Genomic DNA, 13,652 nt, shown 5'->3' with positions numbered 1-13,652 from the left:
GACCGCTTGCTAGCTAACATCGCGAAGGCGGTATCAACCATTGGGGGGCAGTACCGATGAACCACGGGCCATTTGGACTGTCGCCGATGGCGTTCGGCGTCGGGGTCATGGTCGTTTGGCTGGGCGGCGGCGTGCTGGTGAGCGTTCTGATGAGCCGCCGCAAATCGTACAGACGCATGATTACGGCCACGGCGGCAAGCTACACGGCGCAACAGCAGCCGGGAGCGCACCCTTGGGCAGATCTCATGGGAGTGTGGCACTTCAAGTCGGCGGCCAGGTTGGTCGGCGTTATCTGTGGTGTCGTCCTGGGTTTCGGAGCGATCAGCATTCCGATTTCCATGCTCACTCAACCGGCTCTCTTTGAGAGCGGAGACCGGTCAGAGGCGATTCTGTCCGCCCTAGTGTCGGGGGGCGTCGGGCTGTCGTTGGTCACTTACTCCCTTTGGCGTCCGACACGCGCGGCCCAGCGGTGCACTGTCGATCGCAACCTCTTCATCACCTTGGGCCGTGGCGGTCGCGAGATCCCCTTGGACTTCCGCCACTATCGCTACGCCCGGATGCATGTCAGCCAGTCCCGATTCGGCTTTACGCGTCCGAGCATGCTGGTTTTCGATCGCGATTCGCTGCCCGGCATGGGCACGCTTTTGAGCAGCATGCTGCTACCGCGGTTCGACGAGGGGCGAATCGTGCTGTTTCTGATGAGCTGGACGACGGCCGCGGGTGCGCGCATCGCGTACAACCGGGTCGACGATTTCTTCATCGACACGTGCAGACGCGCCGGGTACGAGCCGCACTTCAGAAGGACGTGGTTCACGTTTGGCCGCCCCGGTTGGGATGTTCGGGCAGGGTAAGCGCTCCGAACGATATGTCGCCTGCGGGCTGTCATCAAATGACGACAGCCGCGAAAAGAGAGGTGTGGTGAGCAGCAGCGAGTTCATCTCATAGGCGCAGGCCGCTCGGATACGGCGTCTCCTCACGGTCCGGTGCGATCGGGATGGCCGCAAGTCCCACGAGGAACGCCGTGAGATGCCCAGCCTCGCTGAACGTCGGCCGTACCGCGAAGTTGGCGAGAAGCACCGTCACGGTGGCCACCTGGCATCGAGCTCGCCACGGCGGCGGTACGTAGCCGGAAAGCGTGCCCGCTGTGCCGAATACGAAATAGCTGACTCCGACGTCGCGTGCGGCGACCAAACGCCAGGGCGCCTTGCCTATCCGGATCATGAGCCGCAGATAACCCTGGCCGACATACGTACCGATCACATGCGCCGCGACACCGATGAAAAGCCAACGCCACCAACGCAATCGGCGCTCAGCGGGGCCGACTATGCCGACGAATACCGGAACATACGGCCACCACTTACGATCATCGAGCCAAAACAAGCTGGTCGCGAGGACGCGATACGGCTCAGTGCGCAGGCGACGCAGGTTGGTCGAATTCGTGCGTTGTATTCGACGCGATCCCCACCGCCCGGCCGACCGCTGAATCCGGGTGGTGACAAACAACACCAGCAGCCACGCGAAGGTGAGGGGCGCACGCCTCATAGCGCCAACTTAGCCAACGTAGGGATACCCGGGCTTTGATGCGCCGCGAGCGCACCCCCAGCTTCGACGCAACAGGGTCTGAGAATTCGCCCAGCACTGCTACGGTGATGCGCGGATGTTTTTGGTACATCCGCATTGAATGAAAGAGTAAGTAAATGGCACAGGGAACTGTGAAGTGGTTCAACGGCGACAAGGGCTTCGGCTTCATTACGCCTGACGACGGCGCGAAGGATGTCTTCGTGCACTTCTCCGAGATCCAGGGCAGCGGCTTCCGCAGCCTCGAGGAGAACCAGCGCGTCCAATTCGAGGTCGAGCAGGGAGCCAAGGGCCCCCAGGCGGTACGAGTCTCCGCCATCTGAGTAACCCAGACCTGACGATGGGCTGGTGCGGATAGCTCCGTACCAGCCCATTGGCGTTTCTAGAGCAGCGCGGCAGGGTCCTCGGTAGTTGCCGTGTCACGCATTCGACCGGTCCACGATGCGCTCTCGAGTTGAGCGGCGCGCAGGACGCAATCAGCGATCTCGAACAGTTGAGTGTCGCGTTCCGCGCCCGAGAACGACTTCGCCGCCGCGCATCGCATGACCATCACGCCGAGCGCCTGCGACGTCATGTGCGGCACGACAAGCAGATTTGCACAACCATGCTGCCCCTCGACCACCATCAGGCGCTGCCGCCCCGGGTGGCCACCCTGCATCGATCGGCCGCCGGCAATGGTCTCGTACAGCTCACGCGGTCCCTGCGTGGCCGACCAGTTGATGCAGATGTCGATGATTTCGCCGAGCGTCGTGTGCAGGGCCCCGATGAGCTGCGGAAGTTCATCCGCAACAGACGCGGTGTAGGGCCACCACGCGCCGTCGATGTCTGCGCCCAACTGTCGCGCGAGTGCGAGCCTGACGGGACGGGCCAAGCGCCGCGCCCCCGTCATGCCGTTCATGAGGTCGGCGGCGTATCAGCAGTCGAGTCTTTTCGGGGGCGGTCGGAGAACACAGGAGCCTGCACCGGCTCCGAAGACTCGCGGTTCGGCACGGCTTCGGGCTGATAGGGATGTGAGAACAAGTCGGACGATTCCATGGCGCGGTCCTTAACCATGTCGGTTCAGCCCGGGGGTAGATCGTCGGGCGAAAGTGGTCGATTCGCAGGCTGATCGTCTTCACGTATAGGTGCACTGTTGGCAAGGCAAATACGAAACGGCCTATCCCCAATCTACACCCGGGGACCTCGGCCGCCACATCGCATTCACAATCGGCGCGTCAGAAAAGCGGCGAGCCGGATGATCCCGAACTTCCCGCCGGAACTGGCGCGCACTCGAGAGTTGTTGGGGCACGGGTCATTTGCCCCAATATCGGCTATCGGACCGCGCCGTTGATGGCGGGTTTGTCGATCATGCCCTTCTCGACACCCCACATCGTCGCGATCGTCTTGTATTCACCGGTCTGCATCAGATGCTCCAGCGCACGCCGCAGTGGCTCCCCAAGGCCTGAATCCTTGGCCACCGGCCAGCCGTAGGGCGCCGTATTGAAGATCTCCCCCGCCGGCTCCAGCTTCCCGCCCGACATCTTGATCGCGAACCCGGTCGCCGGCGAATCGGTCGTCATCGCATCGACTTCCCCGGCGATCAACGCGGCGTTCAAGTCGTCCTGGCTGACGTAGACGACCTTCTCAATCGCAGGGTTGCCCGCGTCCGTGCACGCCTGACTCTTCGCCGGAAGCTCCACGGTTTCCTGGATCGTCGCGTACTGCACACCAACACGAAGGCCGCAGGCGTTGTTCGGATCCACTCCGGCTCCGACCCTTTGGGCCCACAAGGTCCCCGCCTGAAAGTACGTCACGAAGTCGACGGAGCTCTCGCGGTCCTTCGTGTCGGTGAACGACGACATCCCGGCATTGAAGTCGCCGGCGCGGATTGACGGAATGATCGCCTCGAAGCCGGTCTCGCGGTAATCCGGCGTCAGCCCAAGCGTCTTCGCCACCGCATTCATCAGATCCACGTCGAAGCCGACGATCTCACCCGAGGCATTCTTGAATTCGTTTGGCGCATAAGGCAAATTGACGCCGATCACCAGCCGGCCCGTCTTCTTGATGTCGTCGGGTACGGTCGCGGCAATCTCGGGAACCGCGCCTGCCACCGGCGCCGGGGTTGCCGAACTCTCCGCAACGCCTGCCGGTTTCGTGTCCCGATCGCCCGACCGGCCCACCAGCTGCCACACCCCGAATGTGCCAAGGGCCGCAACCAACACCACCGCGGACGCAATCGCCAACGCCCGTCGCGACACTCCTGGAGACCGCTGCCGTGAATGCCTGCCCGATCGACCAGTCGTCCGAACCGGCGTCTCGAGTGCGCGCCTGGCCGCGGCCGCCAACTCGCCCGCCGTCTGATACCGCTTGACCGGCTTTTTCGCCATGCCCTTGGCGATGACGTCGTCGAACGCCGACAGCTTCGGGTCAACGGCCGACGGCCGCGGTGGCGGCGAGACCATGTGCCCCTTGATCTGCTGCTCGTAGCTCTCCGCCGGGTAGGGCCGCTGCCCAGTGATGCACTCGTAGAGCACGCACGTCAGCGCGTAGATGTCCGCGCGCGGATCGATCTGTGCGCCGTCGAACCGCTCCGGCGCCATGTAGGCCAGCGTGCCCAGCGTGTTCCCTGCCGTCGTCAGGCCCTTCTCGCCGGCCGTTCGCGCCAAACCGAAGTCGATCAGATACACGAATTCGCGATCGGTGATCAGGATGTTCGACGGCTTGACGTCGCGATGGATCAGCCCTGCTTCGTGTGCGGCGTCCAGCGCCGTCGCCACCTGCTCGACCACATTGACCGCGAACGACGCCCCGAGTGGCTCGCCGTCGGCGTCCTCGAGCATCGTGCCGAGGTTTTTTCCCTCGATCAGCCGCATATCCAGGTAGAGCCGGCCATCGATTTCGCCGTAGCCGTGAATCGGCACCACGTGCGGGTCGTTCAGCCCGGCGGCCGCCTGCGATTCGCGCCGAAACCGCTGCTGGAACGTGGCGTCCTCGGCCAGATGATGCGGCAGGACCTTGAGCGCGACGACGCGGTCGGTCTTGGTGTCGTAGGCCCGGTAGACCTCTCCCATACCGCCCCGGCCGATCAGCTTTTGCAGCTGATAGTGCCCGAATGGTGTCGAATCCACCTCTAACTCCTCGACAGCGGCTGTCCCCGCTGCGGTATGAAGCTACATCACGTTTGCCGGCTGTGCCGCTACTGCAAGTGCCTGATCCGCCGGCCTGCCCGCTTCGCCTCATACATCGCCCGGTCTGCGTTGCGCAGGATCTCCTCTGGGTCTCGCCGATCGCCACGCACCACCTCGACGAGCCCGACGCTCGCGCGGATGGTCGTGCTGGTGTCGGCGATAGCGACCGGCTCGGCCAATGCGGCCCGCAATCGATCGACCAGGGCGTTGAGCTCTTCGCGCGTCGCCGCTCCGAAGATGAGAGCGACGAACTCGTCTCCGCCGTGTCGTCCGACCACGTCCGCGGGCCCGACAGCCTCGCGCAGTCGCGCCGCGGCAGCGCGCAGGAGAGCATCGCCCGCTTCATGACCCAACGTGTCGTTGGTGGCCTTCAGATCATCGAGGTCGATGAACAGGACCGCGCGCAACGAAGCGCCATCGGCAGCCTCGAGGGCCGTCCGTATTCGGCGCAGTACGTATCCGCGATTCGGCAACCCCGTCAGGGGGTCGTGGTTGGCCTGGTACACCAGCCGCTCCACCGATTCATGCTGTTCAGTGACGTCGGAGAATGACACCAGCAGGTCCGGTTTTTCGGCATCGTCGAGGCTCACCAGGCGCCCACTGAGCAACAGCCATCGCCGTTGGCCGTTGGGCAGGTCCATCGCATACACCTGCTTCGAGAACGAGACGCCTGTGCGAAGCGCACGAGCCACTGGTCGCTGCTCGGTGGGCACGGGAACGCCCTCGACGTCATACATGGGTAACCATGCCGCCCAGGTGGCGAAGTCGGAAGCGAGGTGTTCGAGTTTGAGATCAAGGATGCGGCGAGTTGCAGCATTGAAGAACTTGACCGACCCGTCGCTTCGCATCAATACGATGCCTTCGTCCAGATTCTCCAGGATGGTCTCGAAGCGCCGAGATGGCCGACGCGGTCCGTCCCTTGCGCTGACGTCGCGCAGGATGAGCTGATACGCGGGCTCGCCATCCCACAACGTCAGTACGCCCACCACCTCGACTCGCAGTGCCAGGCCGTCGACCGGCACGATGTGCACCTCCAACGGCTCGGTGGCGCTCCCAACGTCGGTCAATTTCGCGATGCACGCACATACGGCCAAGATCGCGTCGGGGTCGACGAACTCGGTGAGGTCGTGGCGCAGCAACTGCTCGCGCGTCTCCACCCCCACCCAGCGCAGGGCAGTCGCATTGACATATTTCAGCCGGCCGTCCTGGACCACACAGATCGCGTCAGGGCTGTGCGCCACGAGTCGCTGAAATCGATCTTCAGTCAAACCGCGGTTGGTGCAGCGCTTCTCCGGCCTTGCCACCAGCGGCCATCCTTTCGTGCGGTGGCCTTTGCTCATACCATTCCAGCACATCAAACTGATTGATTCATAAAACAAGACCGGCTGCGGCGCGCCCGCCGCCATAGCGGCTAACTTCATCGAGGTTTGCTAGTCTGCTTGCAAAGCTGTGGCAGAAGCAGTGCCGAACCCACCACGAAGGGTCGACGCCGCCCTGGTTGGCAAAACTTGAAGATGAGCAAAATGCGACATGTTTGCGAGATCCGCGCTTTTCCGCCAAGTTCCGTTACCCTCAGCTGCGAACCCACCCCTGCGTCGGCGATCGAGGCCAGCGTGACAACACTCCATCGGGCGGCACGCTCGTGACAGTTCAACCGCGTCTCGTTCCGCCGCTCGACAAAGCGCCGCGTCCCTCAATGCCCGACTCCCGACCGCGGGGCGTCGTGACTCAGTTGGGGTTTCGGTCGGACCAGGGCATCGACGCCGCATCGGCCGGCGTCGGCCTGATGCCGGTATTTCAACCCGTGGTCTCGCTTCCCGACGAACGGGTCGTCGGCTTCGAGGCCCTCGCACGGTGGCCGATGTTCGCCACCATGACAGCCTCCAACGTGTTCTCGTTTGCGAACGCTTCCCGCCAGGCAGACATTCTCGATCAGCAGTGCATCGATGCGGCAGTCCGTGCCGCGCTGCACTCTGCGCTGCCGCGGGGCAGCCTGCTGTTGATCAACACAGAGCCTGCCGTCGCACACATCCCCCGGGCCACTCATCCATCCCTCAACGAAGCATGCGAACGATTCCAGGTGGCCTTCGAACTCACCGAACGCCATCTGCTCACACACCCGAAGGCGTTGCTGGAAAAGGTGGCCGCCATTCGCAGCGACGGCATCGCCATCGCAGTGGATGACGTTGGCGCACATCCTGATTCACTCGCGATCCTCGACATCGTCGACCCCAACATCGTCAAGCTCGACGTGTCGGTGATCCAGAAAAGTGAGCGGCTCGACAAAGCCAAGATTCTGACCGGTGTACTGGCTCACCACGAGCGAAGCGGCGCGCTGATCATTGCCGAAGGCGTTGAGACAGACGAGGACCTCGAGCAGGCGCTCGCCATGGGCGCGGGCCTCGCGCAGGGATATCGGTTCGGCCGAGCCCGACCGCTCGGCCGGCAGCGCCACACGACGGGGCCCCCGCCGACGATGCGAGCCGTGCGGCGCGATGGGCATTCCGCGCACGCGGCGGCCGACGATGACCGGATGCCGCTTCGGGTGGCACGAAAGCACGTTGTCGCCGCGTTCGCCCGCCATATCGAGGAGCAGGCGCGACACTCCATCGACCACCCGATCGTGCTGGCCGCCGTGCAGCGCGCGGAGGACTTGGCCGCCGCCTCGCGACAGCTTTACCAGGAACTGGCGGCGACGTCGCCGCTCGTCGTCGTGCTCGGCCGCGACGTACCCGTCGACCTCGGTGGCGGCGTTCGCGGCATCGAACTGCACCCAGAGGACCCGCTGTGCGAGGAGTGGGTGGTCGTGACCCTCGGCGCAGACACATGCAGGGCACTGGTCGCACGCGAGTTACGCAGTTCCGCGACGCACGACGGCGAGCGACGATTCGAATTCCTCATCACCAGCGATCGTGCGATGGTCACGAGGGCCGCGCGCGGCCTGTTGGCTCGCGTCGTGTGAGTTGCCCGCCACACGTCGGCGACTCGTCGTGGCGCATCTCATAGCACATCCGACGACAAAGAGCGCGCTCAGCAAGTTAGCCAGCGATAGGATCAACGCGTCCACGTCTCACAGCGGCGGCGCGGTCGGGTTTCTAGTTTCCCAGACTGGTCTATCCACACCTCGGTGCGCGACTGACCGAGGAGGACATCATGCAGGGGTTCACGGCGGCGTGGTGGCGTTGGCGACTGGCCCAGGCCCGCGGGCGCAATCCCCTGGTTCGAACGAGCGACCGCGTCGAGGTCGCCGTCATGGCCCTCGCTGTCCTGATCTCGCTGACCGTCATGCCCTTCGCGGGCGCTATCGGCACCGCGATCCACGACGAACACGCCAAGACCTACGCCGCGCAACAGCACGACCGTCATCAGGTCGCCGCGCCCGCGGTCAACGCCGCAGCCCCGACCGGGCCCGCCGCGGTTCTCCAGGCCCGTTGGCGAGCAGGTGATGTCGAGAACGCCGGCGCCCTTGACTGGACCAACCCGACGAAAGACGCTGCGGGAGCTGACATTTGGGTCGACAAGAACGGTCGTGAGGTCGGCCCGCCCGCCGCTTCATGGCAGGCGGGCGCCGACGCGATCGTTGCCGCGGCCGGCGTGTGGCTGGCGGCGACTGTCCTTGCCGGTTTGACCGTCGCGCTCGTCCGACGGGGCCTGAGGCGCGCACGGTCAAACGCGTGGAACCGCGAAATCGCGATCCTGGTGCACGATGACGGAGGCCGCACCGGTCGGCACCGGTGAATTCGGACCCAGCGGCGCCTCGGTAGTCCTACCGTGAGCACATGGCCGAACAGTCACCCGCTGTCTTCGTATCGCATCCGCCGGAAGGGCTTCTCCGCGTCGTCAACCCGGCCCTGAAATTCCTGCTCGGCACACCGCTGGCAGGTTCAGCAGGCAAGCAATTGATGGTGCTGAACTTCAAGGGCCGCAAGTCGGGCAATCCGTACTCAATTCCGGTGAGCGCACACTTCATTGGCGACCAGCTGTACGCACTGGCCGGCGCGGGCTGGACCAAGAACTTCCGCGGCGGCGCCGACGCCGAGGTCCTGCACGACCGCAAGAAGAAACCGATGCGAGGCGAGGTCATCGCAGACCCCGCGGTCGTCGCGGAGCTTCAACACCGGGTCGCCGAGTCCTACGGTGTCAAGCGCGCACAGCGCTCGATGGGCCTGGGCTTCCGCGAGCAGCGCATCCCCACCGTCGACGAGTTCAAGGAAGCGTGCGAGCGGGAAGGCATCGTCGCCATTAAGTTCACGCCGCGCACCTGATGCCCGAAACCAACGTGGTCGGCGGACCGCTGGAGCCATGCGGCACCGAACCGCTTACCGGCTTCTACCGCGACGGCTGCTGCGCGACGGGGCCAGAGGACCTTGGTAGACACACCATTTGCGCGGTCGTCACCGCGGAGTTTCTCGAGCATCAGCGGTCGATCGGCAACGACCTCTCGACGCCGCGGCCCGAGTTCCGGTTCCCCGGCCTGTCGCCCGGCGACCGATGGTGCGTGACCGCCGCGAACTGGTTCCGGGCCTATCAGGACAACTGCGCCGCGCCGGTCGTGCTCGCATCCACCCATGCGCGCACATTGGACGTCGTGCCGTTGGCAGCGCTCAAGGAGCATGCGGTCGACGTCCCTGACGACCTGGCGGACTTGTAGCTATCCCACGATGTCGAGTAGCTGCTCCAGCGTCGAGAGCTGCTCGGCGTAGTCGCCCTCCAGCTTGGCCAGCAACGTGGTGATGCCTGCGGCCTTGTACTTGTCCACCCGCTCGGCGATAACCTCTTGTGTCCCAACGAGATTCGTCAGGCGGCCGAGGTCGAGCGGCACGGCCGCGCGGGCTTCGTCCCGGTTGCCGCCCTGCCACAGTTCGGCGACCTTGGCGATCTCGTCGCCGTAGCCCAGCCGGGTGAACGCATCGTTGTAGAAGTTGCGCCCGCCGGCTCCCATGGCGCCGATGGTGAACGCATATCCGTCGGCGTGCCTGCGTGCCGCCGCGTCGGCGGACGCGTCGTCGTCGTGGAACTCGACCGCGACCGGCGCCACCAGATCGAGATCGGTCAGCGGGCGTCCGGCGCGCTCGGCCCCTTCACGCAGCGGACCGAGGAACACGTCGGCGGCCTCGGGAATGAACGCATTGCCGAGCCAGCCGTCGGCGGCCTCACCGGTGAGCCGCAGGTTGCGCGGCCCCATCGCCGCGACGTAGACCGGCACCGGCCGCGGCCGCACCATCGGTTTCAGCGCCGCGCCAACGCTGTCGGGCAGCGGAAGCGGGTAGATCTCGCCGGGATGCTCTAGCCGGTCGCCGCGGCTGACGATCCGGACGATCTCGATGGTTTCCCTGGTCGTCTCGACGGGCTTGCGGAACCGGACCCCATGCCAGCCCTCCATCACGCGCGGGCCCGACGTTCCGATGCCCAACAGGAAGCGGCCGTCGGAGAGCTCCTGCAGGCTGAGCGCCGACGTCGCCAACATGGCCGGACTGCGCGAACCCAGTTGCACCACAAAGGTTCCCAGCTTGATCGTCGACGTCTTGGCGGCGACGAACGCGAGTCCGGTCAGCGCGTCGTAACCCCAGATTTCCGGCGTCCACAACGAATCGACACCGAGTCGCTCGGCCGCCGCGGCGAACTCCACTGCGCCCGGCAATCGGGGCTCGATCATGGTTCCGACCTTCACGCCTGACCCCTTTTCCGCCGTGGCATGCTGCAAAAATGCGTTACCGCGATCAGCCCACCATAGAAGTGACGCAACGCGTGCACTGCGATGTCGAGACCGCATGGAAATACGTCACCGACATCAACCTGCCCGCGCGCTGCTCGAGCGAGTTGCAGTCCGTGGAATGGCTCGACGGTGCAGACGGCGTGACCCTCGGCGCCCGATTCCGCGGCCGCAGCCGCCACGATGCGTTCGGCGACTGGCAGACGGTGTGCGAAGTCGTCGAGGTCGAGGATCAGCGCCGCTGGGTGTGGAACGTCAGCGGCCCCGACGGAGTGGGCGCCACCTGGGGGTTCGAGGTGGAGCCTGCCAGCGATGGGGTACTGATCCGGCAGTGGGGCCGGATGGGACCGGCCTCGTCGGGACTGACGCCCGCGATTCTCGCGCAGCCGGACAAAGAAGCCAGGATCGTTTCGCGTCGGCTGTCGGAATGGCAGCAGAACATGGCGACCAATCTCGACTGGATCCGCTCGCAGGTCGAGGGTTAACCCTGGTCGGCCGCTTGCGGGACGTGGCGCGCGACTGTCTCGTCCATCATCTGACGTAGTGCCGGGACCTCGTCGAGCAGGCGATTGAGGTCGTTGCGCGCGATGTGCAGCACTTCGGCCCTGCCGGTCGTCGTCACCGTCGCATTGCGGAGTTTGCCGCTGCGCAGCGCGGATTCACCGATCACCTCGCCCGGGCCCACCACGGCGATGCGCTCCTGGCCGATGTACACGCCTGCCTCGCCGCTGAGCAGGATGTAGCAGGCGTCGGACGGAGTCTGCTCCCGGATCAGCGGCCACGGCCCGGATGTCGAGGTTCGATGGGTCGCCTGAGCGATGCGCGCCAGGTCGCTGTCGGAGAACTTCGCGAACGCCGGGAAATCCTTCAGCCGGCGGGCGTCCTCTGCATACTGCTGCTCGCGGGCTTGTTTCGCCTCAGTGGTCTCACGCCTGTTCATATGACTCCCCCGATCACGACGACACTGTCGTCTCCGACCCTAGCGAGCGGGGCCTAGGCCGCGACGGTTTTCGCCGCTGCCGAGTCTGTCGAGATGTCCGCCGCGTTCGCCGTCGGCAACGACAGCGTCATGCCCGATACGTTCAGCGCGCCCGCTGTCGTGATCGTCTCGTACGGGAACGCCGACGCCACCAACTGCAGCGTCACCGTCTCACCCGGCTCGAGCGTCTGCGCCACCATCTCCATCGGCACCGACACCGTATGCGTCTTTCCGTCCAGCGTGACCGGTACCGGTGTGACGAGGTTGCCCAACACCAGACCGGTCGTATCGTCGACCAGCTGCGCGTAGACGTGACGGCTGGTGCCGGTGCCCGAGTACGTCATCGTCAACCGCGGCGCCCCCACGATGTAGGTCGTGTCTTTCACCGCCGGAATCGTGAGGTTCAACGCGTTGATCGCCCGCGAACCGGACGGGATACCGAGCAGGGTGCCGAGCGGGAACGCGGTCAGGATCCGAGGTTCGGGCCCCGACCCACCGAGGAACGGAATGAGCGGCAGCACACCACCTTTGGAGGTCGACGCGACAATCGGCGTGCCCTGGTGCACCGGATAGGTGTCCGACGAGAACCGCTGGCCGTGCTGGTCGACCCACTCGAACTGCGGGCCGGTGTCCACGCTCAAATCGCCCTTCACGTACCTGTCCAGCCACGCCATGGTCGCCTCCTTGACCATCACACCGTCATTGGTGGACGTCAGGCACGCGCCGTGGCCGCCGCAGAACCACACCACCTTGGTCGGAACGCCCGCCGCCACAAGCGCTTTCGCGTTCGCGTCAGCCTCGGCCAAGGTGAACAGCGTGTCGACTGTGCCCTGCACCAGCAACGTGGGCGCCGTGATGTTCTTGACGAGGTCACCGGGACCGCGTTCGGCGATCAGATCCTGATCGGCTTCCGTGATGGTGCCGGTGATGTCGCCGTAGATCAGGCCCGGGTAGATACGCGGGTTGACGCGGGCATTCGTGCCGATGAGCGCGGCGACCAGGATTGTGCCCCAGCTGCTCTTGAACGCCTGATCCTTGTACAGCGACGTGGTCAGGCTGTGCCAGGCGATGGTCGGCACGATCGCGTCGATGCGATGGTCGTTGACGGCGGTCGCCAACTGGATACCGCCGCCATAGGAGGCGCCGACCATGCCGATACGCGGATCCAACGTCTTGGCATCGTCGAGCTTGACCTCGGGCTGCGTAGCCAGCCAGCTGATGATCGCCGAGACGTCCTTACCCTCGAAGTCCGGATGGTCGACCTGCATGGTGCCGCCCGAACTCCATTCCCCGCGCGGGTCCCAGGTGACGACGTTGTATCCGGCATGCCGCAGTGTGCCCACACCGATCACGTCGTTCGGCAGGAATTCGTCGTTCATCGCGTCGGGGTTCGTCGCACCCGGTAGCGCCAGGCCGGGGCCGTCGAGGATCGTCGGCGCCTTCTGCCCCGCCCGCAGCCCGGCCGCGGGCATGAAGTGCACGTAGATCGGGGTGCCGTCGAAGGAGATCACCTTCACGTCGCGCGGCACCGGCGTGCCCGGCGCGAGGCCGAACTGCACCGGATAGCCGACGAAGCGGTGCAGGACGTCGCCGATCAGCGGGATCTGGTGGATGAACGCGACCACCGGCGTGACGAACATCGGCCCGACGACAGGCAGATGCTGCAGGCCCTCCAGCGGCGCGGGCGCCGCGATCGCGACCGGCGGCTGGGCAGCGGGGGTGGAGTCCGACGTCGTGACGGTCGACGCCGCGACGGTGCTGGCCTTCGCCAGCGTCTTCGACCTGTTGGATTCCTGTCGCGCGGCGGCCACCATCATCAACGGCAGCGCCGGCTCCGCCGGCGGGTTCGGCTTCTGCGCCGCCGCCACGGCGGTCTCGACGGTCTCGACGACCTTCGGGTCCGAAGCAACCGTCACGCTGGTGGTCTTCTTCTTCTTTTTCTTCGGCGTCGACTCTGCGGCCGGCTTGGTCTCGGTGGATTCCTTTGCGGTATCAGTCTTTTCGTCCTGCGCGGGCTTGGCGTCCGTCGCTGACGTCTGCGAACCTGCCGCACTCGTCGGCTCGGCCGACGCGACTCCCTGCCCGACAAAAAGGGCGGCCCCGATTCCCAGAGCCACCGCCAGTCCACCGATCCGCCCCACGTACACCCCAGATTCCATGACTATGCAAATACCGTGCGACGGGCGTCGCGTCCTCGTTTTCGGCGAGATGACAC

The 13,652-nt window shown here is 65.3% G+C and carries 14 protein-coding genes; 7 read left to right on the top strand and 7 right to left on the bottom strand.

Annotated features, from left to right (window positions below):
- The first annotated feature begins 86 nt into the window (after nt 1-86).
- A complete protein-coding gene (locus J3E61_RS13860; RefSeq protein WP_210083941.1) occupies nt 87-851 on the top strand; it encodes a hypothetical protein in 765 nt (254 codons plus the stop codon).
- Between the two features lie 88 nt (nt 852-939).
- Here J3E61_RS13860 and J3E61_RS13855 read toward each other — a convergent pair whose 3' ends face one another.
- Entirely contained in the window at nt 940-1,542 is a 603-nt protein-coding gene (locus tag J3E61_RS13855) for a hypothetical protein (RefSeq protein ID WP_192725334.1), read from the bottom strand.
- 155 nt (nt 1,543-1,697) lie between these two features.
- Between J3E61_RS13855 and J3E61_RS13850 the strand changes: the two genes are divergently transcribed.
- Nucleotides 1,698-1,901, top strand: a complete 204-nt coding sequence (locus J3E61_RS13850; protein ID WP_192725335.1) for a cold shock domain-containing protein — start codon at nt 1,698-1,700, stop codon at nt 1,899-1,901.
- A 59-nt stretch (nt 1,902-1,960) separates the two neighbouring features.
- On the opposite strand, the gene J3E61_RS13845 is transcribed toward J3E61_RS13850, so the two are convergent.
- The 3 genes from J3E61_RS13845 to J3E61_RS13835 form a co-directional block, all read right to left on the bottom strand.
- A complete protein-coding gene (locus J3E61_RS13845; RefSeq protein ID WP_192725336.1) occupies nt 1,961-2,476 on the bottom strand; it encodes a hypothetical protein in 516 nt (171 codons plus the stop codon).
- Nucleotides 2,477-2,888: 412 nt separating this feature from the next.
- Nucleotides 2,889-4,685, bottom strand: a complete 1,797-nt coding sequence (locus J3E61_RS13840) for a transporter substrate-binding domain-containing protein (protein ID WP_210083940.1) — start codon at nt 4,683-4,685, stop codon at nt 2,889-2,891.
- 68 nt (nt 4,686-4,753) lie between these two features.
- Nucleotides 4,754-6,049 (bottom strand): diguanylate cyclase, encoded by a 1,296-nt coding sequence (locus J3E61_RS13835; protein ID WP_210083939.1) that lies wholly within the window; start codon nt 6,047-6,049, stop codon nt 4,754-4,756.
- A gap of 392 nt (nt 6,050-6,441) precedes the next feature.
- On the opposite strand from J3E61_RS13835, the gene J3E61_RS13830 reads away from it, so the two are divergent.
- The 4 genes from J3E61_RS13830 to J3E61_RS13815 all read left to right on the top strand — a co-directional run bounded on the left by J3E61_RS13830 (nt 6,442) and on the right by J3E61_RS13815 (nt 9,396).
- Nucleotides 6,442-7,707 (top strand): EAL domain-containing protein, encoded by a 1,266-nt coding sequence (locus tag J3E61_RS13830; RefSeq protein WP_210083938.1) that lies wholly within the window; start codon nt 6,442-6,444, stop codon nt 7,705-7,707.
- 191 nt (nt 7,708-7,898) lie between these two features.
- A complete protein-coding gene (locus tag J3E61_RS13825) occupies nt 7,899-8,483 on the top strand; it encodes a hypothetical protein (protein ID WP_210083937.1) in 585 nt (194 codons plus the stop codon).
- A gap of 41 nt (nt 8,484-8,524) precedes the next feature.
- On the top strand, nt 8,525-9,010 hold the full coding sequence (locus tag J3E61_RS13820; protein ID WP_192725342.1) for a hypothetical protein: 486 nt from the start codon (nt 8,525-8,527) through the stop codon (nt 9,008-9,010).
- On the top strand, nt 9,010-9,396 hold the full coding sequence (locus J3E61_RS13815) for a DUF2237 domain-containing protein (RefSeq protein ID WP_210083936.1): 387 nt from the start codon (nt 9,010-9,012) through the stop codon (nt 9,394-9,396). The genes J3E61_RS13820 and J3E61_RS13815 overlap by 1 nt, the downstream gene beginning before the upstream one ends.
- Here J3E61_RS13815 and J3E61_RS13810 read toward each other — a convergent pair whose 3' ends face one another.
- Nucleotides 9,397-10,401, bottom strand: a complete 1,005-nt coding sequence (locus J3E61_RS13810) for an LLM class flavin-dependent oxidoreductase (RefSeq protein WP_210085544.1) — start codon at nt 10,399-10,401, stop codon at nt 9,397-9,399.
- 50 nt (nt 10,402-10,451) lie between these two features.
- On the opposite strand from J3E61_RS13810, the gene J3E61_RS13805 reads away from it, so the two are divergent.
- Entirely contained in the window at nt 10,452-10,943 is a 492-nt protein-coding gene (locus J3E61_RS13805; RefSeq protein ID WP_210083935.1) for an SRPBCC family protein, read from the top strand.
- Here the strand turns inward: J3E61_RS13805 and J3E61_RS13800 are convergent.
- Both J3E61_RS13800 and J3E61_RS13795 read right to left on the bottom strand, forming a co-directional pair.
- The gene (locus J3E61_RS13800) at nt 10,940-11,398 is read right to left on the bottom strand and encodes a cyclic nucleotide-binding domain-containing protein (RefSeq protein WP_192725345.1); all 459 of its coding nucleotides are present in this window, start codon (nt 11,396-11,398) and stop codon (nt 10,940-10,942) included. The two genes, J3E61_RS13805 and J3E61_RS13800, sit on opposite strands and share 4 nt — an antisense overlap.
- Before the next feature lie 53 nt (nt 11,399-11,451).
- Nucleotides 11,452-13,596 (bottom strand): hypothetical protein, encoded by a 2,145-nt coding sequence (locus J3E61_RS13795; RefSeq protein WP_210083934.1) that lies wholly within the window; start codon nt 13,594-13,596, stop codon nt 11,452-11,454.
- Nucleotides 13,597-13,652 lie beyond the last annotated feature (56 nt).

The sequence above is a fragment of the Mycobacterium sp. OAE908 genome, from assembly GCF_017872775.1.
Taxonomy (GTDB): domain Bacteria; phylum Actinomycetota; class Actinomycetes; order Mycobacteriales; family Mycobacteriaceae; genus Mycobacterium.
This window is presented reverse-complemented; position numbering and strand designations above follow the sequence as displayed.

What these genes read in the sequence shown, in the direction of transcription:
- J3E61_RS13860 (WP_210083941.1), top strand. Translation starts at nt 87, where the DNA reads ATGGCGTTCGGCGTCGGGGTCATGGTCGTTTGGCTGGGCGGCGGCGTG.
- J3E61_RS13855 (WP_192725334.1), bottom strand. Translation starts at nt 1,542, where the DNA reads ATGAGGCGTGCGCCCCTCACCTTCGCGTGGCTGCTGGTGTTGTTTGTC.
- J3E61_RS13850 (WP_192725335.1), top strand. Translation starts at nt 1,698, where the DNA reads ATGGCACAGGGAACTGTGAAGTGGTTCAACGGCGACAAGGGCTTCGGC.
- J3E61_RS13845 (WP_192725336.1), bottom strand. Translation starts at nt 2,476, where the DNA reads ATGAACGGCATGACGGGGGCGCGGCGCTTGGCCCGTCCCGTCAGGCTC.
- J3E61_RS13830 (WP_210083938.1), top strand. Translation starts at nt 6,442, where the DNA reads ATGCCCGACTCCCGACCGCGGGGCGTCGTGACTCAGTTGGGGTTTCGG.
- J3E61_RS13825 (WP_210083937.1), top strand. Translation starts at nt 7,899, where the DNA reads ATGCAGGGGTTCACGGCGGCGTGGTGGCGTTGGCGACTGGCCCAGGCC.
- J3E61_RS13820 (WP_192725342.1), top strand. Translation starts at nt 8,525, where the DNA reads ATGGCCGAACAGTCACCCGCTGTCTTCGTATCGCATCCGCCGGAAGGG.
- J3E61_RS13815 (WP_210083936.1), top strand. Translation starts at nt 9,010, where the DNA reads ATGCCCGAAACCAACGTGGTCGGCGGACCGCTGGAGCCATGCGGCACC.
- J3E61_RS13810 (WP_210085544.1), bottom strand. Translation starts at nt 10,401, where the DNA reads ATGATCGAGCCCCGATTGCCGGGCGCAGTGGAGTTCGCCGCGGCGGCC.
- J3E61_RS13805 (WP_210083935.1), top strand. Translation starts at nt 10,452, where the DNA reads ATGCGTTACCGCGATCAGCCCACCATAGAAGTGACGCAACGCGTGCAC.
- J3E61_RS13800 (WP_192725345.1), bottom strand. Translation starts at nt 11,398, where the DNA reads ATGAACAGGCGTGAGACCACTGAGGCGAAACAAGCCCGCGAGCAGCAG.
- J3E61_RS13795 (WP_210083934.1), bottom strand. Translation starts at nt 13,596, where the DNA reads ATGGAATCTGGGGTGTACGTGGGGCGGATCGGTGGACTGGCGGTGGCT.